At 61.3% G+C, this 21,676-nt stretch carries 16 protein-coding genes; 2 read left to right on the forward strand and 14 right to left on the reverse strand.

The window, feature by feature from the left end; all coding sequences use genetic code 11:
- The 14 genes from G533_RS0111755 to G533_RS0111820 form a co-directional block, all read right to left on the reverse strand.
- The gene (locus G533_RS0111755; RefSeq protein ID WP_027950116.1) at positions 1 to 1,908 is read right to left on the reverse strand and encodes an XrtA/PEP-CTERM system amidotransferase; all 1,908 of its coding nucleotides are present in this window, start codon (positions 1,906 to 1,908) and stop codon (positions 1 to 3) included.
- Positions 1,909 to 1,925: 17 nt separating this feature from the next.
- Positions 1,926 to 3,134, reverse strand: coding sequence for a TIGR03088 family PEP-CTERM/XrtA system glycosyltransferase (locus tag G533_RS0111760; RefSeq protein WP_035527805.1), 1,209 nt, complete (start codon positions 3,132 to 3,134; stop codon positions 1,926 to 1,928).
- Between the two features lie 14 nt (positions 3,135 to 3,148).
- Positions 3,149 to 4,702, reverse strand: coding sequence for an exosortase A (gene xrtA, locus G533_RS0111765; protein ID WP_027950118.1), 1,554 nt, complete (start codon positions 4,700 to 4,702; stop codon positions 3,149 to 3,151).
- Positions 4,699 to 6,006, reverse strand: coding sequence for a TIGR03087 family PEP-CTERM/XrtA system glycosyltransferase (locus G533_RS0111770; RefSeq protein ID WP_084638954.1), 1,308 nt, complete (start codon positions 6,004 to 6,006; stop codon positions 4,699 to 4,701). Before G533_RS0111770 ends, xrtA begins: the two co-directional genes overlap by 4 nt.
- A gap of 4 nt (positions 6,007 to 6,010) precedes the next feature.
- A complete protein-coding gene (locus G533_RS0111775) occupies positions 6,011 to 7,042 on the reverse strand; it encodes a FemAB family XrtA/PEP-CTERM system-associated protein (protein WP_027950120.1) in 1,032 nt (343 codons plus the stop codon).
- A complete protein-coding gene (locus tag G533_RS21785; RefSeq protein ID WP_240472424.1) occupies positions 7,039 to 7,965 on the reverse strand; it encodes an XrtA system polysaccharide deacetylase in 927 nt (308 codons plus the stop codon). The genes G533_RS0111775 and G533_RS21785 overlap by 4 nt, the downstream gene beginning before the upstream one ends.
- The gene (gene wecB / locus G533_RS0111785) at positions 7,962 to 9,098 is read right to left on the reverse strand and encodes a non-hydrolyzing UDP-N-acetylglucosamine 2-epimerase (protein WP_027950121.1); all 1,137 of its coding nucleotides are present in this window, start codon (positions 9,096 to 9,098) and stop codon (positions 7,962 to 7,964) included. Before wecB ends, G533_RS21785 begins: the two co-directional genes overlap by 4 nt.
- A gap of 9 nt (positions 9,099 to 9,107) precedes the next feature.
- A complete protein-coding gene (locus G533_RS0111790; protein ID WP_051230253.1) occupies positions 9,108 to 10,682 on the reverse strand; it encodes a TIGR03016 family PEP-CTERM system-associated outer membrane protein in 1,575 nt (524 codons plus the stop codon).
- Positions 10,679 to 11,647 (reverse strand): XrtA-associated tyrosine autokinase, encoded by a 969-nt coding sequence (locus G533_RS0111795; RefSeq protein WP_027950123.1) that lies wholly within the window; start codon positions 11,645 to 11,647, stop codon positions 10,679 to 10,681. The genes G533_RS0111790 and G533_RS0111795 overlap by 4 nt, the downstream gene beginning before the upstream one ends.
- Before the next feature lie 58 nt (positions 11,648 to 11,705).
- Positions 11,706 to 13,244 carry an XrtA system polysaccharide chain length determinant gene (locus G533_RS0111800; RefSeq protein WP_027950124.1) on the reverse strand — a complete coding sequence of 513 codons (1,539 nt, stop codon included), beginning with the start codon at positions 13,242 to 13,244 and terminating at the stop codon, positions 11,706 to 11,708.
- Positions 13,245 to 13,282: 38 nt separating this feature from the next.
- Positions 13,283 to 13,921 carry an XrtA/PEP-CTERM system exopolysaccharide export protein gene (locus G533_RS0111805; protein ID WP_051230254.1) on the reverse strand — a complete coding sequence of 213 codons (639 nt, stop codon included), beginning with the start codon at positions 13,919 to 13,921 and terminating at the stop codon, positions 13,283 to 13,285.
- Positions 13,922 to 14,064: 143 nt separating this feature from the next.
- Positions 14,065 to 15,519 carry an ExeA family protein gene (locus tag G533_RS23985; protein WP_084638955.1) on the reverse strand — a complete coding sequence of 485 codons (1,455 nt, stop codon included), beginning with the start codon at positions 15,517 to 15,519 and terminating at the stop codon, positions 14,065 to 14,067.
- Between the two features lie 125 nt (positions 15,520 to 15,644).
- Complete coding sequence (locus G533_RS0111815) at positions 15,645 to 16,958, reverse strand: nucleotide sugar dehydrogenase (protein ID WP_035527901.1); 1,314 nt, start codon at positions 16,956 to 16,958, stop codon at positions 15,645 to 15,647.
- A gap of 11 nt (positions 16,959 to 16,969) precedes the next feature.
- The gene (locus G533_RS0111820) at positions 16,970 to 17,995 is read right to left on the reverse strand and encodes an SDR family oxidoreductase (RefSeq protein ID WP_027950127.1); all 1,026 of its coding nucleotides are present in this window, start codon (positions 17,993 to 17,995) and stop codon (positions 16,970 to 16,972) included.
- Between the two features lie 195 nt (positions 17,996 to 18,190).
- Here G533_RS0111820 and prsK point away from each other — a divergent pair, with 195 nt between their 5' ends.
- The gene (prsK, locus tag G533_RS0111825) at positions 18,191 to 20,296 is read left to right on the forward strand and encodes an XrtA/PEP-CTERM system histidine kinase PrsK (protein ID WP_027950128.1); all 2,106 of its coding nucleotides are present in this window, start codon (positions 18,191 to 18,193) and stop codon (positions 20,294 to 20,296) included.
- An 11-nt stretch (positions 20,297 to 20,307) separates the two neighbouring features.
- Complete coding sequence (gene prsR / locus G533_RS0111830; RefSeq protein WP_027950129.1) at positions 20,308 to 21,666, forward strand: PEP-CTERM-box response regulator transcription factor; 1,359 nt, start codon at positions 20,308 to 20,310, stop codon at positions 21,664 to 21,666.
- Positions 21,667 to 21,676 lie beyond the last annotated feature (10 nt).

Consider the following 21,676-nt stretch of genomic DNA (forward strand, 5'->3'; position numbering starts at 1 on the left):
TCACGCGGCCACCACAAACTGGTCGTCGCGCACCGTGGCCTGGAACATCAGCAGTGTCCAGAGAGGGGCACTGTGGTCACGCATGCCGGACTGGTGCTCATCGACAAGGCGTGCCAGATAACGCTGATTGAACAAGCCAGTCGCGGCAAGTCCACCGGACTCGAGAAGGTCGCGAGGGAGGCGATCTTTCAGCGGACCTCGGAACCACTTCGCCAGCGGCACACCAAAGCCCATCTTGTCTCGATAGAGCACATCGTTGGGCAAATGCGGTTCAAGGGACTTCTTCAACAGGTACTTGCCCTCCTGCCCACGCAATTTCCACTCCGAGGGTAAGCCGGATACCCATTCCGTAAGTGGGTGATCCAGGAACGGCACACGCACTTCCAGTGCATGCGCCATGCTGGCGCGGTCGACCTTGGTCAGGATGTCGCCAACGAGATACGTCTTCATATCGAGGTACTGAATCATCGAGAGAGGGTCATCTGTCGGGCAATTGGCGGCATGCGCATCAAAAACCGAGTGCACAGAATAGCCCTGGAGTTCGCGCTTGAATGCATCACTGAATAAAGCGGAGCGCTGCTCATCACTGCAAATGGACACCGAGTGCAGGTACGCCTGCACGGAGTTACGCGCCAGCGCCTGAAAGGTAGTTTTGGCACGAAACATCCGAGGCGCCCAGTCCGCTTTCGGATACAGGCGCCCCAGTGCACCAAACACCGGTGCGCGAATGCCAAGCGGCAGGGCCTGCCGCAAACGCTCCTCGTTCATGTGCCAGCGGTAACGCCGATACCCGGCAAAGTGCTCATCGCCGCCATCACCCGAAAGCGCCACCGTGACACGCTTCTTGGCCAGCTGGCACACGCGAAACGTTGGAATTGCCGAACTGTCGGCATAGGGTTCGTCGTAAAGCACCGCCAGTTCGTCCAGCAAATCGAAGTCTTCGCTACCCACCGTCTCCTGAAAGTGGTTGGTGTGATAGCGTTCCGCTACCCGCGCTGCGTACTCGGTTTCATTGAACTGCTTGACGTCAAAGCCGATCGCACAGGTATTCACCGGCTCATTCTGCAACTGCGCCATCATGGCGACAACAGCACTGGAATCAACACCGCCGGAGAGAAACGCACCCAACGGCACTTCCGCTACGAGCCTCACCTGTACGGCCTCACGCAGCCGGGCAAGGAGCTCCGCCTGTAGATCGGATTCGCTGGCGACAGCCACAGGTTGGAAGGGGATATCCCAGAATTGCTTTTGCTCCGGCACAGGCATGCCGGCGCGCAAGAGCAGGGTATGGCCAGGACACAGCTTGTGCACTCCCTGGTAAATCGTTTTCGGCTCCGGCACATAACCGAGCGCAAAATAGTCTTCCACCGCGCGCGGATCCAGCTTTCTCGGCAAGCCCGGATGCGCTTTCAGCACTTTCAGCTCAGAGCCGAAAATCAATTGGCCATCCGCCAATACGCTATAGAAGAAAGGCTTGATGCCAAACCGGTCGCGCGCCAGAAACAGGCTGCGGGCGTTCTGATCATATAAAGCGAATGCGAACATGCCGCGAAAGCGGTCCACGCAACGCTCGCCCCAGGCCTGCCAGGCGTACAGGATAACTTCTGTATCACAATGGGTGCGGAACTGGTAACCCAGGCCTTGCAGCTCGCTCGCCAGTTCGCGGAAGTTGTAGATTTCACCGTTGTAGACCACGCACAGCTTGCCATCGGCACTGAACATCGGTTGCTGGCCGCTGGCCAGGTCGATAATCGACAAGCGCCGATGCGCTAGCCCTACCCCCGGCGCTGTGTAGAGGCCACCCTCGTCCGGCCCACGGTGAAACTGGGTCTGGTTCATGGCGGCCAGCAGACCGCGATCCGGTTCACGCTGCTCGGTGAGATCAAAGATGCCGGCGATGCCACACATAATCAGGTTCCGTCCTTTTACCCTGCGCTCGATGTCCTACCCAGCAGTACATCATACACTTGCAGATAGGCGGCAACAGTGCGCTGCCAATCAAAATCCCGTTGCACGCGCTCCAAACCTGCGTTACCCATGCGAATACACAGCGCCGGGTCATCAATAAGACGCTGCAATGCCCGAGCCAGCGCCGCAATATCACTCACAGGAACCAGCAAGCCGGTGTCGCCCTCGGTGACCAACTCCGGGTTACCGCCCACCCGGGTCGCCACAACAGGCAAGCCCGTCGCCATGGCCTCGAGCACCGTGTTGGAAACACCCTCGCCCAGTGACGGCAACACAAACACATCCATACAGGCCAGCAGGTTCGGGATGTCGTCCCGATCTCCGGCCATCCATACACAGTCACCGAGTGCCAGCTCCTCGACCAGAGACTGTAAGGACGCTCGCTCGGGGCCATCGCCCACCAGTATACAGCGCAGCATTTCACGCTGTGCGGGTTCGGCCTGAACAATCGCCGCCAGCGCGCGTAGCAGGCTGCCCTGATCCTTGACCGCGGCCAGCCGGCCCACGGTTCCCACCACGCGACAACCCGGGACAGTGAAAAAGCCTTCGGGTATGCCCCGGGCCTCAGAGCGTACCCGCGGGTTTCCAGTTCCCGCCTTGCGTTGAGGTGAAAACCTGTCGTGGGCCACGCCATTGTAAATTTGCACCACCTTCGCCGGGGGAAGACCCACGGGGCCTTTCAGCCACTCCGCGAGATCACGACTCACTGCTATAAAGCGATGAATCATCGGGCTCAATCCGCGCCGCAGCCAACGATACTTCACATTACTGCCATCGATGTCGTTGATGTCTCGCCCGTGTTCACCGTGCACCCGCTTGCACCGTGGCATCACAACGCCGAGCGCCTGGGTTTCGAGTGCGGCAAGATTGCGCGTGTGCACAATGGCGGGGCTCAGCCGGCGCAGTACCCGCCACAAGCGCCAGTACATCCCCCAATCATGGCCTGGCCGCTTATCCAACTCGATCACCTCGACACCCGGCGCGGTGATGCGGCTTGCGAACTCTTCACTGCGCGTGAGACAGATAATCGCATGGCGGTAGCGGCCCGGAGGACAGCGATTAATGATGTTGACCAGCCCGTTCTCCAGCCCCCCCGTACCCAGGGCGTAGATGATATGCGCTACAAGTGGTGCTTCTGCCTTCAGTGGCTGCTGCTTCGGTTTCATGCAACTCTCTATTTTTACTGAGAAGCCAGCCCTTGACTCACGGCATCGGCAATCGAGGAGAGCTGTGCAGCTGTAATTGCTTCAAGCGCCGCCCGCGCATCTTCTGGCACATCCCCAGGTATCTGCGTCGCCACGAAAACGCGAGCTCCTGTCCTGCGTGCCTGCAGAAGCTTCTGCTGTGCCTCGAGAAACTTGGCGACATACGGGTTGGCTACGTTGCGACCCGCGATGTGGTACCACGACCACACCAGATATTTCGTACCACCATGGCGTATCTGGACTTCTTCTATGGCATCCAGTGACCCAATGTCCACCGTCATTCGCTGCTGATCCACAACCCGCCATAGCTGACGTGGCTCGGGCCTCCAGGGCTCTGCACTGGCAACCAGCTCCGAGCCTTGGCTCTGGGTCAGGAATTGCCGCAGAAAGAGCGCTACCGGCTGAGGACCTGAATAGAACTGATCCAATTCCCGGTCAGCGCCAGCCACGTCCGGCTGCCAGAACTCCGGTAACCTGGCTATGGGCTGCCACACACCCTCTGGCTGCGACAAGGTGAGCGGCGCCATCTGTCCGAGAGGCGCCTCCCTCTCCAGAGTCCACCAGGTTGCAGCCGGCCAAATCGCCGCCAAAATCACCGCACAGGCCGCGACAAACGCAAGCGAGCCGGAGGCCGGGGTACCGGCGGCGACCACACCAACGCCCGAATCGATGTCAGCTGTCGTATCCTCTTGCCAGAAGCCGCCTGCCCAAAACAGGATAACCATTACCAGCCCGAAAAAACCCCAGCCGTACACGAGGTGGTCTACACCCACACCCAGACGCATATCACTCAAATGCCCCATCATAACAACGCCGTAGGCGCGCAGGCTGTTCGCCAGTATGGGAACGACGATTGAAGCGATAACGAACAACAGCCTGCGCTGCAGGCTGCTGTAGGTGAGATAGGCGTAAATCAGGCCAAGGGTGAATGAAGCGATCAAATAGCGAACACCGCTACATTCAGCGATGACCGACCAGGTACCCGTGGGCAAATACAAATACATGCCTTCCCGATAAAGCGGAACACCGCTCGCTCGGACCAGGTACTCTGTCGTTGTCGCGGTCAGGTTCATCAGCGGCGGAATCAACTCTGCCCCCATGGGCACGGCAAGGAACAGAAACAGCAGGGGGAACGCCGCGCGCGCGGCCATCGCATTGCCAATGATGGCCCAGATGCCACTAACCAGAATCGCTACAAAAGCAAGTTGCTCCAGAACCCGCACGTCTACCATGTGCGCCAATAGCCATATCGCACCGAAAAGCACGACAAGCAGAAGCGCGTAGGGCTGCGGACGCACGGTCAGTGACGAGTAGGCACTTCTCTCTCGCCAAACGAGCCAGATACTGATCGGCATCACCAGGAATCCATGTGCGAACGTCTGCGACCGCGACCAAATATCGACCAGCGACAAAACGGTTTGATGGAAGATCAGAAATAGCAACAATACAAAAGCCACCAGCGTTACCAGAGCTAATGTTGCTTGCCCCCGCCCCGCGCGCGATTCAGTGATAGCTTGTGTCGATGTCATTTCCGCTTTTCCTTTGCGTACCGCGGCTGTGCCGATTCTTCACCCAGTAACAAAACGACTTCCGGCAGGTTATCGTCCCAGCTGAACCCCTGTAGCACGCACTGGCGCGCCAAGGTCCCCAGTTGAGGGTAGTCTTCCTGCAGTAACTGGCCAAGGAGACGGCAGTAATCCGCCGTGGTCTCCGCCAACAGCACATCCTGGCCATCTGCCGCCGCAATGCCTTCAAGCCCCCGAGCGCTGACCAGCACAGGCCGCGCCATGGCCATGGCTTCAAGTACCTTGTTCTGAACCCCGCGCGCGATGCGCATGGGTGCCACCGCCGCAAAGGCGTGTTTCAGATAGGGCCGCACGTCCGCCACGCGACCGGTAACTGCCACGCCGGGTTCCTGCGCCAGTTGGCGTACCGCACGGGTCGGACTACCACCGACGATGGTGAACGTGACCTGCGGATATTGCTGCCGCAGTGCCGGGAGCACTTCGTGCACAAACCAGACCACGGCATCCACATTCGGCCAGTAATCCATGGCTCCTGTGAACACCAGAGGAATCACGTTTTCCGGGTAGGGATTTGACTGAGGTCCATCGGCATCAAACGCGGGATCGAAATATTCACAATTGACGCCGTTATTGTAGAACCCGATCTTGTGGGCCGTTGCCGGGGAAAGCTGATGAAACAGATCCGCCTCGGCCGAGGACACAAACAGCCCCGCATCGAACTGCTCGGCCAATGCCTGCTCCAGCGCCAACAGGCAGCGCGCTTCGCGGCGATACACCCAGCTGAGGGGCCAGGGCTTCTGCACCGCGTACTGCTGCCACTTGTCAGAATCCACATCCACGAAATCAATCACCTTGCGCTGAAAGGGAACGCTCGCCGGCAGAAACTGCGCCATCGATGAGGAATAGACGATCGCATGCCGGATAGTGTGCTGCGCTGCCACCTCCTCTGACCATTGCCGCAACGCGCGATCGTGGTAGTACGGCACGGACAGCGCCTGGCCGGTCAGCAAGCCGCTCGCACTGCGCAGCGTCGCGAGCCGCGGCTTGAGCGGACGAAGAAATACACTCGCGCAGTATTTCTCCAGCTCTGGAGCCCAGGGCCAGTCCTCCGGGTCGTCGACGAAACTGCCGAGGTGGATATCAAAATGTCGACTCAGGTGATGCAACAGATGGAACGAACGAATCTTGTCGCCTTTGTTCGGCGGGTAGGGAATACGGTGGCAGAGAAACAGGAGAGGCTGACGGCGCGTTTCCTCACCGGGGTGCGCTGCCTGCTGGTCCCGCGATAACACGCTGCCCGTTGTCATTGGCCTAACCCAAACTGCGCGCCAGCGGCGGCCCCAGCAGGTTCGCCATCGGCAATGGCAGGCGCTGCCAAGCGTTGACCAACAACCGATACTTCGGGTTGTTGGGGTTCACATCAGGCACCTGATCACTGTTGACCAGAAAGTACTCGTAGGGCAACGCCTGTGGCTCAAAGCCCCAATGCTTCTTGAACTCGAAGGGCCCGGTGTCCCGCTTGCTGCGCCCGAAGTCGTACACGGTGATGCCTTCATCGGCACTGCGCCGCATGAGGTCCCAGTACATGAAATGGTTGCAGCCGCGAATCGTGCGAGCCCGCGCAATGCTGCCGCCGTAATACGGCAACACTTCATTGCGGAAGTAGAAACTCATCACACCTGCAACGTCCTCATCACCCTGACGGATCATCAACACGCGACAATCCCGAGCAAACTCGCGACGCAAGGCTTCCAGATAGCGCCGGCTGAATACCGGCGTACCCAGATTGCGCACACTCTCGGCATACACGCGGTACAAGCGCTGTGTACCCTCAACCTCTTCACCCACAAGGCCCTCCTTGATGCCCTTGCGGATCATGGCACGCTGCCGGTTGGGTATGGCCTTCAGGTTCGCATCGTTGTCTGCGGTGATTGGCTTGCGAAAAGTGTAATACAGCTCCTTGACCGGCCAGCCGCTGTCGCTTGCCTCGAGATTGCGCAGCTCCAGAGCATCGACCCCCAATGCGGTCGCCATCGCCGCGGCTTCATCACGCAACAACCGTGCGGCATCTGCGTTCGGCGTGGCAATGCCGCCATACACGCAGAACGGCAATCCGGACAGCTTGTACCCGAACAGACGGCTGCGCACTTCCGCCAATGGCAACACGCCGACGATGTCACCGCCCTGTTCCGCCAGCAGAAAGTGGCAGCGATGCCCCAGGGAACCTTCGAGTACCCTGCGCCAACCAAAACGGTGAAAGAAGGTTGCCTGCTCACACTGATCTACAAACCTGTCCCAGGCGGCTTCGTCACTGGCTTCGGCAGAGCGGACTCGCAGCGTCACGCCCCGGCACTCCCGCCCAAACCGTCGAACTGCCCGGCCGCGAACGCCGGCTGCTGCAGGCCGGCGGGTGCCGCGATAGCGTCAGCGAACACACGGTCCATACGGTCCCAGCGAAAGTCCACGAGCAGCTGCTGCAGGCGCGGTTGCATACGCTTCAGGTTCAGGTAGTGACGAAAACGGGTGCGGGCCGTGAGGCCATCAGGGCGCGGTTGCTGTGGGTCGATTTCCCAGGGGTGGAAGTAAAAATGGGCGCTCTGCTGTTCGCGTTCGTTGATGCGCCGCAACGCCCAGCGTGAAAATGCGTAAGGGAACAGGCGAAACCAGCCGCCCCCGCCACAGTTGATGTTGCGGCCTGCCAGCGGCAGGGTGGTCACCGGAATTTCCGCCAGGCGGCCGGATGCCGCCGCAAAGGCAAAACGCGGTGCCTCGGGCATGCCGTAGAGGTCGTGCCGGAGTGGCGCAATACTGGAGCTGTAGCGATAACCCGCATCCGCCAGCGCGTCCAGCGCCCAGAGGTTGTCTCGGCCAATGGAATAACTGGCCGCCCTATAACCCTGCACGGCAACACCGCCAACATCTTCGAGAAAAGCTTTGGTCCGGCGGATGTCGTCGGCGAATTCCGCCGGGCGCTGGGTGTTGGCACGAATGTGCTCCCAGCCATGACTGGCGAGCTCATGGCCTTCAGCCACGATGCGCTGCACCATGGCGGGGTGCCGCTGCGCCACCCAACCGAGGGTGAAGAACGTCGCTTTCACGTCGTGCTCGGCAAAAAGGTCCAGGATTCGTTCGACGTTCGCCTGCACGCGCAACGGTGTCGTATCCCAGTCCACGCGCCTGATATGGGGCTCAAAGGCCGAGACCTGAAAGTAGTCTTCCACATCCACGGTCATCGCATTCAGGCGCGTGTCGAGTTGCTCGCTCATGCCGCGCGACCACTCGCAAAGCAACGCGCCAGAACGGTTGCAATGCGCTCGGCTGCGTGTCCGTCCCAATGCTCTGGCTGACGCCCAGCCTTGCCGCCCACTTCCATCACCTCGCGGTAGGCCTTGCGTATGGCGGTGGCGTCAGTGCCGACAATGGTATTGGTACCCTGCGTAACAGTAATGGGCCGCTCCGTGCTCTCGCGCAATGTTATGCAGGGCACTCCGAGCGCGGTGGTTTCCTCCTGAATGCCGCCGGAGTCCGTGAGTACCATGCGCGCATCCCGCATCAGGCCAAGCATCTCCAGATAGCCCTGGGGTGGCAGAAGCAGAATACTGGCATCGTCGAGTAACGTATCCAGCCCCGCGTCACTGACGCGGGCTCGTGTGCGCGGGTGCACCGGAAACACCAGCGGTGTCTCGCGGCTGATCTCGGCAAGCTCGGTGAGCAGGCGACGCAATACAGGGGCATCATCCACGTTGGACGGCCGATGCAGGGTCATCAGGCCATAGCCTTGCGTGAAGCCAGCACCGGCTTCTGCCAGTGTGTGGGCAGAGGGCGTTGCAGATGCCAGATTGTAGTGCAGGGTATCGATCATCACGTTGCCGACGAAATGCACCTTGTCCCGGCTGATACCTTCGCGCTCGAGGTTGTCCGCCGCCGAGGCCTCGGTCGTGAACAGCAGGTCCGACAACTGATCGGTGAGAATGCGGTTGATTTCTTCCGGCATGGCGCGATCGCCGCTACGCAACCCCGCTTCCACATGCACCACGGGGATGCCTTTTTTCACCGCGACCAGCGCACAGGCTATGGTGGAATTGACATCTCCCACCACCAGCACCGCGGTCGGACGCTGCGCATCCAGTACCGGCTCGAACTTGAGCATGATCTGCGCGGTTTGCTCGGCGTGGGTACCCGAACCCACACCCAGGTCGACGTCCGGCTCCGGGATATGCAGCTGTTCGAAGAAAGCGTGCTTCATCGCCGCATCGTAGTGCTGCCCGGTATGCACCAGGCTCGCCTGCAACCCGCTGCCAGGTGCATTGAAAGCGCGCATGATGGGGGCAATTTTCATGAAATTGGGCCGCGCACCTACCACACAGAGAATGCGCGCGACCGCCTGCTCAATCGCCATGGCTGCGTCCTAGAAAGCGTGTCTGACGTTGAACGTGACGCGGTTCTCGTCGTAATTGTTCAGGGCAAAATCGGATTCCTGAGTCAGGAACTGGTAGGCAAGCGTGAGGGTTGTATCATTCCCGAGCCGGCGCGTTAGCCCCAAACCTGCCACCCAGGTTTCGCTATCCTGCCCAAAACCACCGAAGTTGCCGCCATCAACTTCCTGCCCCTCGCGCTCGTACCAGCGCAGGCGGGCATTCGCCGACAAGGTACTGGAGAGCGAGCGGGTAAAGGTAACGCCTGCCTCGCTGAACGTCGCCTCGGAGCCGTCATCGGCACGCTGTTGCCGTGAATCGGAAGCCGAAAGCGTTACGGAGCTTCTCCGGGCCTCAAAGCGATAGCGCAACTCGAAACGTTCGTCCAGCACCGGTGAATTTCCGATGAACGTGGGCTGCCCCTCATTTCCGAGGAGATCCCCCGGTAGTTCACCAAACCCCGGGCCGAAAGGATCACTGGGGTCAACGAGACTTGCGTCGGATCCGCGCAGCGTGCGCGGCAGAGTCAGCGTGCGCACGTAGCTCGCGCTCAGTTCACTGCGCTTGTGACGGTAGCGTATATCTGCCCGAGGTGTGCTGCCAAAAAACCGCTCACCGGTACCGACATTGACCTCGACCCGGGGATTGGGCGTCCAGCGGATTCCTACGTCCCAGTAGCTACCGTCAATATCGTCGCGCTGGCTGGTGAATTCGTTCCATTCCTCGCCAGCCAGGCCATTGATCTGCCAGCTGTCCAGCACCTGGAAGGCAAGACGGAATTCGGCGTTCGACAGCTCATTGTCAAAGGCGGGCTGGAAGTCCGTGGCTTCGTAATTGATTTTGCTGTACTGGCCGCCCAAGCCAGCGCTAAGGCGCCCCTGGCCCGGCAACGTGTCGAGATCAAATTCGACACGGTCTTCAGCGCTGTTGCCATAGATGTCGGCATCGTTGAACTGTTCGTTGTAGGCGTAACGCAAGCGCAGGTTGGCCGTCTGCGCCAGACGACGCTGCAATAACGCCCCCACAGTGTAGTCGTAGACGATATTAGTGTTGTCGCGCCCATTGCCGGTGCCCGGCGGCCCGAAGGGATTCAGCGAGTTCTCTCGCGCAGAGGCCGCTGCATCCAATCGTAGCCAGTCTTCCACCAGCTCATAGTCGCTATTGAAACGGACGCTGGGGATAAACGACTTGCGATTGCTCAACTGGGAAGCCTGACCGGTTTCACACTCCAGGTCGCTGTCCCCTAACGAATTGTACTCCACCGCCGCCTGCAGATTCACGTTGCCGCGCGCACCACTGCCAGTAACACTGATGTCCGGCCGCGCTGTCGCCACGGCCTTGCCTTCTTTGTCGTTCGGTGCGAGACAGATGTTGTCCGAGTAGTAGCCACCTACGGACATGCCCACATCGGTATCCCATTCGGCAGCCTGTGTCGGCAAGGCCAACAGCGCGCCCACCGCCGTCAAGGCCAGCAGCCGGGCCTGGGGCCATTGGGCGACAGGATAGCTGGACGCGGCACACCCAAGTGCGCCGCTGAGTTTAGAGACGGGTTCCTGGCGTTGTTTCACGGGTTCATCGCCCTCTCTGCATCCTGATCCGCGACCTCGGCCGCTTCAGCGCGGCCACCATACCCATAGCCGTACCCATAGCCGTAGCCGTAGCCGACGCCCATCCCGAAGAGCCCCATACGGCGACGAGAGGCGCGGTTCAACATCACCGCGACCATCTTGTCCTCGCCAATATGTTCTAGCGCTTCCTTCACAGCATGCTGCGGCGTGATATCAGCCGACGCAACAAACACGATCTGCCCCATGAAACTCGCCAGAACACCGGCCTCTGTGGTCAGCAGCAGGGGCGGTGAATCAAACACGATAATACGATCCGGATAGCGTGCGGACAGCTCCAACATGAACTGGTGCATATTCTCGCTGGCCAGTAGCTCCGTGGCGTGTTCATCGGCTGTACCCGCCGGCAATATGCGGAGTTTTTCCATATTCGTGCGCAGGATGACATCTTCCGGCTTCGCCTCGCGGCGCAACACGTCAATCAGTCCCGGCGTACCCGCCGGTATGCCCAGGCGATGGCCCGCCGTCGCCTTGAGTACGTCGGCGTCGACAAACAGTACGGTCTTGTCCCGCTCCATGGCAATGCTCAGAGCAAGGTTGATGGAGGAGAATGTCTTGCCGTCGCCCTGCAGGGCACTGGTTACCATGATCAGGTTGGCATTGGCAATCGGGCTTGCCGAATTTCCGGACGCATTCTTCAACAACGGACGCTTGATAGTGCGAAACTCCTCCGCAATCGCACTGCGGGGAATGGCCGGCGTCAGGAAACCCTGCGCGTGCAGCGCATCAAAGAGAATGTGAACCTGCGCGCCCTGCTGCCAGTCGCTTGTGTCCTCGCTGTCACTGCTCGTCAGTGCAGGCGGTGGCTGCTGCGCCTCACCGGCGCGTTCCACCGTCTTCTGTGGTGGCTCCGGTTGCGCCTGCTTGGCAGCCTCCATCTGGCTCAAGGCCTTCTCAATCGTACTCATTGTTGTCGTCTCCGGCCATTCAACCTGCTGCATGCCAATACTGCCGTATTGCTGGCTCTCATGCCGCTATACCCGGCGCCACCAGCACACCGGCAAACGCTATCAGCAGGGCACCACCGCACACCGTAAAACCTGCCAGCCGCCAGACGCTACTGCGCTTCTCTTCGGGTGATTTATTCCAGGTCACCGTTCCCAGCAGGGGCAGCCCCGTGGAGTGTGCCAGCATGCGGGCATCAGTAACAATGGGATGCACCAGAGCCAGCAGTAACGCTACGCCAACCCCTGCGCCGAGAGCGACTACCAACACACCGGCGTTAAGCAGAAGCTTGTTCGGCTTGCTAGGTTTTTGCGGTACGAAGGGCGGATCAATAACGCGGAAGGTCACCTCCCCCCCCGTGCTCTCCACGTCACCCGACAAGCGAGCGGATTCCCGCCGTTCCAGCATCTGCTGGTGCTGGCGGGCAATGACATCGTAGTCGCGATTCAGCTGTTTCAGTTCGGCTTCCACTTCCGGTATCTGGTTGACCTTGGCCGCCAGCTCATCCGCGCGCCGCTCGTATTCGCCTACCCGCACCCGCAGCTCGGCGGCCTCCGCCTCGGTTTGTGCCAGCATGCTGCGCATACCCTGGTACACGGGGCTGCTCGCCAGCCCGCCAAATGACGCCCCGGGTTGCTCACGCATACGGGCGTAGTCGGCCTGCCGCTCCGCTTCCAACTCCTCGATAAGGCCGCGCAAGCGCACCACCTCAGGGTGTTTTGCTGTGTAGCGAGCCAACAACCCATCCATCTGCATTTGCAGGGATTGCACCCGTGCGTCCAGCGGTGACTGCGCCATGCCACTGGAGCCTCCGGCGATGAACACCGGGTCTTCCCCCTCTATCTGGCGCTGCAGCTCCCGCCGCCTGTTCTCCACTTCGCGCAACTGCAACTGGGCCTGCTGGAGGGCACCACGTGTTTCCTGCAAGCGGCTGTAGTAGTCGCCGCCGCCGCCGGGCAATACATCTACATTCTCTTGCTTGAACAGGGCGAGGCGACGCTCCGCCTCCACCAGACGCCGCTCCGAATCGGCAATCTGCTGCTGCAGGAAACTCTGTGCACCGGAACTGTCCTCGCGCTTGTCGCTCATGGAATTTTCGATGAACACGGTAATCAGCGCCTGCGCCACACGCCGCGCCGTCTCCCGGTCCGGATCCGTGACTTCGATCGAGTACAGCGAGGCGTTGCCGCGGCTACCAGACAGACCGATGGACTGCTGCATGCGTTTAATCAGCGCTTCCTTCTGGCCTTCCGTTGTCGCGCCGAGATCGAGGTCGGTCATGCGCGCGAGCCGCTCAAGGTTCGGTCGGCTGAGCAATGTCTGGCTCATCATCTGGATGCGCTGATTGATATCCGGTGTGACGGTGAGGCCACGCATCAAAGGTCGCAGCACAGAGTTGGTATCCACGTGCATGCGCGCCGTCGCCACATAGGACTCCGGCATCTGCCACACATAGGCCCAACCTGTAAGCGCCAGCACCCATGCCATGCCCAACGCCAGCCAGCGGTGACGCCAGACACCGAGCACATAGCTCACCAGTTGCGCGTACACATCCTGCATGGCTCTCTACTCCGCCACCAACCTGAAACGCAGCAGCATCAGAACCAGCTCTCAGAAATGATGACAATGTCACCCGGCTGCAGCGGCATGTTGGCCGAAATATCACCTTTCTTCAGCAGGTCATCCAGGCGCAGACCGTAAGAGTCCTGCTTGCCACCGAAGGTGCGCACCAGTACCGACTTGTTACCGGCTGCAAATTCGGTCATGCCGCCCACTGAGATCATCAGGTCCAGCAACGTCATGTGCTGACGGTACGGCACGCTGGACGGCGTTGCCGCCTCACCCACAACCCTGACCTGCTGTTCCGGTACGCCCACAAACCCGTTGACGATAACGCTGACCACGGGCTGACGCACATAGTCGCCATAGGCTTTTTCAATGTCCCGTGCCAGCTCGGTGGACGTCCGGCCACTCGCCTGCAAGTCCTCCACCAGACGGGTTGTGAACTTGCCGTCCGGACGCACGATGCCTGTGGTGGTGAGTTCCGGGTTGCCCCAGACGAATATTTCCATGGTATCGCCGGGACCAATCACGTAGTTGTAGTCCAGCGCGGCAGAGCCCTCGCCGGCCGGCGCCGGAGGATGCGAGCCGCAGGCGGCCAGCAGTGCAACCATCAGCGCTACCAGCACCTGCGCAACAGGCGAACGCCCCCCTGGAAGTTCGGTGAATATGCTCATCTTCTTCTACTCCTCAGCGAGCCACTCGCGGCCCATATCGTTGTAACATTGATTCCCGGCGCCACCCTGACAGCACGCAACCGCACTGCCAGCGTAACATCAGGTAACCACACACGGTGGGCAATATCCCACCGTTTTCCCCACTATTCCAGAAAAAAACCGAGACTGAACCCGGTGGCCGCCCAGGCGACAAGAGCCACTGACGACACCAGAATAAGTCCAATGACCCAACCACCGCCGTGTTCGTGAGAAGGCTCCGATGTGCCTCGCGCACTCGCTGCCACCGGCTTTTGCGCCGCAGTGGCCCTGCGCCTGGCTTGCCTCTTCGGGATAGCTCTGGTGGCCGGCTTGGCATCCTCAGGCTGCGCCGCCTGCGCACGAGAAGCGGCAGCTGCGGGAAGCGGTTCAGCGTTCTCTCCGCCGTCTAACGGCGCCGACTTGTGCAGTGGTGAGGCAACAACCGACGCCCCGGCCGTTGGCGCTGGCGAATCGACCTCCGCTGGTGCGTGCAACGTTTCGACGGCCAGCTCATCGGTACCCGTACGCCGGGCCGCAACACCACCAGCGCCCGCGACGACCGTCAGATGCTGACGCCCGCGCGCTGTCACCGGCGATACCTGGGCGTCCGGCGTGATGGCTTCCTGTGCCGACTCAACGGCCTCGTCAATCGGTGCCACAGACTGCGGAGTTTCTACCGGAGCACTGTCAGACGCCATCTCGGGCTCTGCGTCCGGCACATCCTCAAGCCCGTGGAAATCGGCCTCGGACCAGGTCGCGCCCGCCGCCAGATGCTCGTCCTGCAGTTCGCCGATCACCTCACGCACATCCGCCACTTCCACGCGATGCCGCTGCTCCAGCGCACAGTGCAGCAACAGGCGGCTGCAAATCAGGTTGATACGCCGCGGAATACCTTCACTGAACTTGTACACCAGTGGGAAAACCGCCTGACTGAACGCGGGGTCACCGCGCCATCCCACCACATCAAGACGGTGCAGGATGTACTCGCGTGTCTCCTCCAGTTCCAGCGACTTCAAATGGCTGGCGGCCACAATGCGCTGGTGCACCTGCTCCAGCTCCGGGCGCAACACCAGCTCCCTGAGCTCCGGCTGGCCGAGCAGGAAAATCTGCAGCAACGGCTTGCCGCCGACCTGAATATTGGTCAGCAGGCGCAGCTCTTCCATCGCGGAGACGGCAAGGTCCTGGGCTTCATCGACAATCAGCAGGGCGCGGCGACCGTCGCGATGCCAGGCACGCAGCTGCTGGGTCAGGCGCTGCAGCAGCTCGCCCTTTTCCACCACATCCACCGCCACACCAAACTCGTAGGCCACGAGCTTCAACAGGTCGTCAGCTCTTAGCTGGCTGCACACCAGGTTGGCGACGCGCACGTTTTCACCGCTCAAGTGCTCGATCAGGGCGCCGACCAGAGTCGTCTTGCCAGTACCGGGCCGGCCGGTGACCATGACAAAGCCTTCCTCGCGCATGAAGGCGTAGGCCATGTACGCCCGCGCCTTGATGTAACCCTTGTGGGCATAGGCGAAAGCGTGATCCGGGCTGAGCCGGAAAGGCTCTGAATTGAAGCGGTAGAACTGGTCGTACATGGCGACGCGTCTCTACGGGTTACTCGTTATGACCCCAATGGTGCAGGCAAAGGCATTGTATCGCAAGGTAACATGTGCATTGACCTGCGTTACTGTGAACCAGTTCAAGGCGCTCACCCGCCGAATTACAACCGCCAGAGCGCCAGTCCGGCCTCCGCGGCCGCATTCCGGTCAAGCACGCCCTTGACGTCGATGACGACGCCACCCGGCGCCAGAATCGGCGCTACCAGCGCCAGCCCCTTGCCCACATACTCGGCGTGCGGCACGGCGAATACCACCGCATGGGCAGGCGGCAATGCCTCCCACGCGACCAGCTCAATACCGTACTCTTCTTCGGCTTCTGCCGCGTCGGCCAGTGGATCGTGCACGCTCACGTCACAGCAGTAATCCTGCAGTTCGCGGATGATATCTTCCACACGGGAGTTGCGCAGATCCGGACAGTTCTCCTTGAAGGTGAGGCCGAGCACCGTCACCCGGGCGCCTGCCACCGGATGGCCGCGGCTCACCAGCTGCTTGACGGTCTGTTCGGCAATGAACTTGCCCATACCATCATTGGTCTTGCGCCCGCCAAGCACCACCTGCGGATGATAGCCTGCACTTTCCGCCTTGTAGGTCAGGTAGTAGGGGTCGACACCGATGCAGTGACCTCCCACCAGGCCGGGCCGGAATGGCAGGAAGTTCCACTTGGTGCCCGCCGCCTCCAGCACATCCAGCGTGTCGATACCCAGCTTGTTGAAAATCATCGCCAGCTCGTTCATCAGGGCAATGTTAAGGTCGCGCTGGGTATTCTCGATGACCTTGGCCGCCTCTGCCACCTTCACGCTGGCGGCGCGATGCACACCCACTTCCACCACCGTCTCGTAGAGTTGGGCCACACGCTCCAGCGTTGCGGGTGTGTCGCCGGAGACCACTTTGGTGATGGTTTCCAGGCGGTGCACCTTGTCACCCGGGTTGATGCGCTCGGGGGAATACCCGATAAAGAAACCACTGTCGGCCGCCACATCCTCCCCGCTGCGCCCCGCCCAGGGCAAGCCCGATCCCGCCTCCAATAGCGGCACGCAGACTTCCTCGGTACACCCCGGGTACACGGTGGACTCGTAGATAACCACCGTGCCCGGGCGCAGGTGCTCTGCCACAGCACGCGAGGCGCCTTCCAGTGGGCTGAGGTCGGGGCGATGCGCGTGGTCGATGGGGGTAGGCACCACCACGATGATAATGGTTGCCTCGGCCAGTGCCGCAGCTTCGCTGGTAAACTCAAGCTGCGCAGCGGAGGCAAGCGCCTCAGGGGACACCTCTCCGCTGGGGTCATGCCCCGCCCGGTAGTGGTCCAGTTTGCGCGCATTCAGGTCGAAGCCGATTGTCCGCCGGGTGCGACCAAACGCCACGGCCAGCGGCAGGCCCACATAGCCCAGGCCAACAATTGCTACGGTTTCTTGCATGGATGAATCGCTCATTTGGAAGACTGCCCCATAAACCACGCTGCCGTACGTGACAGCCCCTCGCCAACGTCAAAGGCAGGCGTATACCCCAAAAGCTGCCCCGCTTTGCTGATGTCGGCCTGCGAATGACGCACATCGCCTTCCCGAAACGCGCCATACACCGGCTCCAGCGTCGCCAGTTCCGGCTGACGCGCGCTGAGGAGGTCGCGTATGCCGTAGTACAACTCGTTGAGCGTGGTGCGGCCGCCAAAGGCCACGTTGTACACCTGGTTCACCGCCTCCGGGGAATCCGCTGTGGCGGCCAGCACGTTGGCCTGAACGACATTGTCGATGTAGCAGAAATCGCGCGACGTTTCGCCATCGCCATTGATCTGGCAGCGCTGCCCGGCTGTCAACTCGCCAAACCAGCGTGGAATGACTGCGGCATAGGCACCTTCGGGGTCCTGCCGCGGGCCGAACACATTGAAATAGCGCAGGCCAATGGTCTGCATGCCGTAGGCGCGTCCGAACACATCGGCGTAAAGCTCGTTGACGTACTTGGTAACAGCGTAGGGTGACAACGGCTTGCCAATCTCGTCCTCGACCTTGGGCAGGCCGGGATGATCTCCGTAGGTGGACGACGATGCGGCGTAAACGAAACGCTTGACTCCCGCATCGCGCGCCGCCACCAGCATATTGACGAAGCCGTCGATATTGGCGGCATTGGTCAGGAGGGGATCCTCCAGTGACCTTGGCACACTCCCCAGCGCGGCCTCGTGCAGCACGTAATGTACGCCCTCGACCGCGCGCCGGCAGTCTGCCAGCGAGCGGATGTCTCCTTCGATGAATTCAAACGACCCGGCGCCGGCCGCTTCTTCTAACAGCGCATCCACATTGTGCTGGTGGCCCGTGGCGAAGTTATCCAGCGCACGCACCCGTTGCCCCAACTGCAGCAGCCGCTGACAAAGGTGGGAACCAATAAAACCCGCCGCACCCGTCACCAGCCACGTGACCGGACTTGCACGCAGGGTGCCCTCCGTTGCTTCCAGTGTTGTCATTCCCCACGTTTCCCCATCCCGAACACGCGAATCCACACACTGTTGTTAGTCTTGAAGTGTGCGGCGTTTGGCATCTGTAAAGCGTCGACATTTACACGCCGTTGCACTGAGTATAAGGTCTGGACGACATTACGGCCATGCCCCCGGTCGCCAGCGGCGACTCGGGGCAGTTTGCGCGGGGAGTACGACAAGCACATGACAGGCAATATCGGCCTGATTACCTACCTGGTCGCCGCCGTCAGTTTCGCGCTGCTGGCACTGCTGCTGGTGCTCCAATGGCGCGTGCGCCCCCTGGGCACCAGCCTGTTCCTTGCCTGCACGGCCTCCGCACTGTGGTCGGCTATCGTCGGCCTTGGCACACTGGCCGACTATCCCCCGGTGCAGCTGATACAGGTGGCTGAGCTGGTACGGAATATTGCCTGGGTGTATTTCCTGTTGCAGCTGCTCGGCCTGCAAACCGACGGTGCACTACTGACCCTGCGCGGTCGCGACTGGCGGCCACTGTTCTACTGTGGCGCGGCGCTGGCGCTGGTTGTGGTCATGGCGCCCATGCTGGCGCCACTTCTGGGTTCCGTAATCGGCTATGAGGCAACCCTCGCCCTGTGGCTGGCGTTCGCCCTCGGCACACTACTCATCGTCGAGCAGCTCTACCGCAACGCTTCAACGGCAGAGCGCTGGTCGCTGAAATTCCTCTGTTTCAGCCTCGGTGCCATCGCGGCCTGGGACTTCTTCATGTATTCGGAGGCGCTGCTGTTCCGCCGCCTGGATCCCGACCTCTGGCAGGCGCGCGGGCTGGTCAACGCCGTGGTCACACCGGCGCTGGGCATTGCCTTTGCACGCTACAGCTCGTGGCGCGGAAAGCTGCAGGTGTCGCGTCAGGTGGTGTTCCACACGGTCACTCTGGTGGGTGCAGGCATTTACCTGCTGGGCATGGCGGCCATCGGCTACTTCCTCAAGTTCATGGGCGGCAGCTGGGGCGCGGTGCTGCAACTGACGTTTCTGGTCGCGGCGGCAACACTACTGTTCAGCCTGCTGTTCTCGGGCCGCCTGCGGGCGCTGCTGCGTGTGCAACTCAGCAAGCACTTCTTCAGCTACCGCTACGACTACCGGGAGGAATGGCTCAAGTTTACCGGGGCGCTCGCGAGCCTGAGTGAAGACGTGGCAGAAGGTATTATCCGCACCATGGCGCCGCTGGTGGAAAGCCGCGCGGGTTTGCTCTGGGGCGGCAGCGAGGGTCAGCCCCTGCGCTTGCTGGCACACTGGGAAATGAGTATTCCAGAGGATGCGAATGAGGGTCTGGGGAATTTGCCCGCCTGGCTACAGCGCACTGATTGGGTGGTCAACCTGCAGGAATGGCGCAGCGCTCCCGACCTGTACGTGGATCTGCAGCTGCCCGCCTGGCTGCAACAGGATGAAACCCTTTGGCTCATTATCCCCCTCGTGTTTCGCGACCGTCTGGAGGGCGTGTTGATGCTGCGTAAATCCACCCTCAAGGACACCATCAACTGGGAGGACCGCGACCTGCTGAAAACAGCGGGCCGGCAGGCCGCGAGCCACCTCGCCCAGCACCTCGCCAGTCAGGCGCTGGTGGAGGCGCGACAGTTCGATGCCTTCAACCGTTTATCTGCCTATGTGGTGCACGACCTGAAGAACATTCTGGCGCAGCAGTCGCTTATCGTGTCCAATGCGGCCAAGCACCGCCACAATCCCGCCTTTATCGACGACATGATTTCCACCGTCGATAACTCGGTAGCACGGATGCAGCGCCTGATGGAGCAGATGCGCAGCGGGTTGCGCAGCGCCAGCGCAGGGAATGTCGAACTGGGGCCGCTGCTGCAAGAGGTCGTCAGTGGCAGAAGTAGCGTGCGCCCTGCACCCAGCCTGCAACCCCCGGCCCATGCGGTGCACGTAGAGGCAGACAGTGAGCGCCTGGCCACGGTGTTCAACCACCTGATCCAGAATGCGCAGGAGGCCACGCCGGCCGATGGCACGGTCATTGTGGAAGTCATCACGAGCGCGGGGCAGGTCGTTGTGGCGATACGCGACAGCGGCCGCGGCATGGATGCCGATTTTCTGCGGCAGCGCCTGTTTCGCCCGTTCGAGTCCACCAAGGGACTCACCGGCATGGGCATTGGCGCTTTTGAGAGCCGCGAGTACATCCGGCAACTGGGCGGCGACATCAGCGTGGAGAGTGAGCCGGGGGTTGGCAGCTGCTTCCGCGTGACCCTGCCGCAATCCGGTGAAGCCGATCCACAATCGCACCCAATCGACGGCGCGCAACCCGCGACCAACACTGAATAACCGGACTCGACATGGCAAAGACACAAAGCAAACACCTGCTGGTGGTGGAAGACGACAAGGGCCTGCAAAGTCAGCTGCGCTGGGCCTTTGACGGCTATGAGGTGGCCATTGCCGGCGACCGCAGTGAAGCCATCACCGCCCTGCGCCGCTTTGAACCCGGTGTTGTGCTGCTCGACCTGGGCCTGCCGCCCGACCCCGGTGGAGTCACCGAAGGCCTGGCGACCCTGCGTGAGGTACTGAGCCTGGCGCCGGAAACCAAGGTCATTGTGGTGACCGGTGACAACGACCGCGCCAACGCCGTGAAAGCCATTGCCGGCGGCGCCTGGGACTTTCACCAGAAGCCCGCTGACCCGGAACTGCTGGCCATGTTGGTAGACCGTGCCTACCACGTGTACGCACTGGAGCGGGAAAACCTGCGCCTGCAGAAAGCCAGTGAAAACATGCCGCTGCGGGACATCATTGCCGTGAGCCCGGAGATGCTGAAAGTGTGTCGGACCGTGGAAAAAATCGCGCCGACGGACATTACCACGTTGCTATTGGGGGCGAGCGGCACCGGCAAGGAGCGCTTTGCGCGGGCCCTGCACGAGCTAAGCCCGAGAGCCGGCAAGCGCATGGTGGCCATCAACTGTGCCGCCATTCCCGAGAACCTGCTGGAAAGCGAGCTGTTCGGGTACGAAAAAGGTGCCTTCACCGGTGCCAACCAGCAAACCATCGGCAAGATCGAGTACGCCAACGAGGGCACGCTGTTTCTCGACGAAATCGGCGACCTGCCGCTGGAACTGCAGGCCAAGCTGCTGCGCTTCCTGCAGGAGCGCGTGGTGGAACGCATTGGCGGGCGCAAGGAGATCCCTGTCGATGTGCGCATCGTCTGCGCCACGCACCAGAACCTGGAAGAGCAAATGAAGGAGGGGCGCTTTCGCGAGGACCTGTATTACCGCGTCAGCGAAATGACGATAAAAATCCCCGCCCTGAAAGATCGCACCGGCGACACCGCCGTACTGGCCAAGGCCTTCCTGGCGCGTTTTTCCGGCGAACTGGGCAACGGTGGTCGCAGCTTTGACGCCGCCGCGCTGGAGGCGATCGAACGCTACAGCTGGCCGGGCAACGTACGCGAGCTGGAGAGCCGGGTAAAGCGCGCGGCCATCATGGCGGAGGGCTCCCAGGTCACCGCGGAGGACTTGGAGCTGGATGTGGACGCCAATGAAGAAGCGCTGCCCCTCAACCTGCGGCAAGTACGTGACGCGGCGGAGCGCGGCGCCATTATCCGCGCCCTGGGCCACGCCGGAGACAATGTCTCCGAGGCGGCTGCACTGCTCGGCGTTACGCGGCCAACACTCTACACGATGCTGGAAAAATACGGCCTCAAATAACCGGAGCACG

Origin of the sequence: Haliea salexigens DSM 19537, from assembly GCF_000423125.1 — a bacterium.
In the GTDB taxonomy this organism is placed as follows: Bacteria; Pseudomonadota; Gammaproteobacteria; order Pseudomonadales; family Halieaceae; genus Haliea; species Haliea salexigens.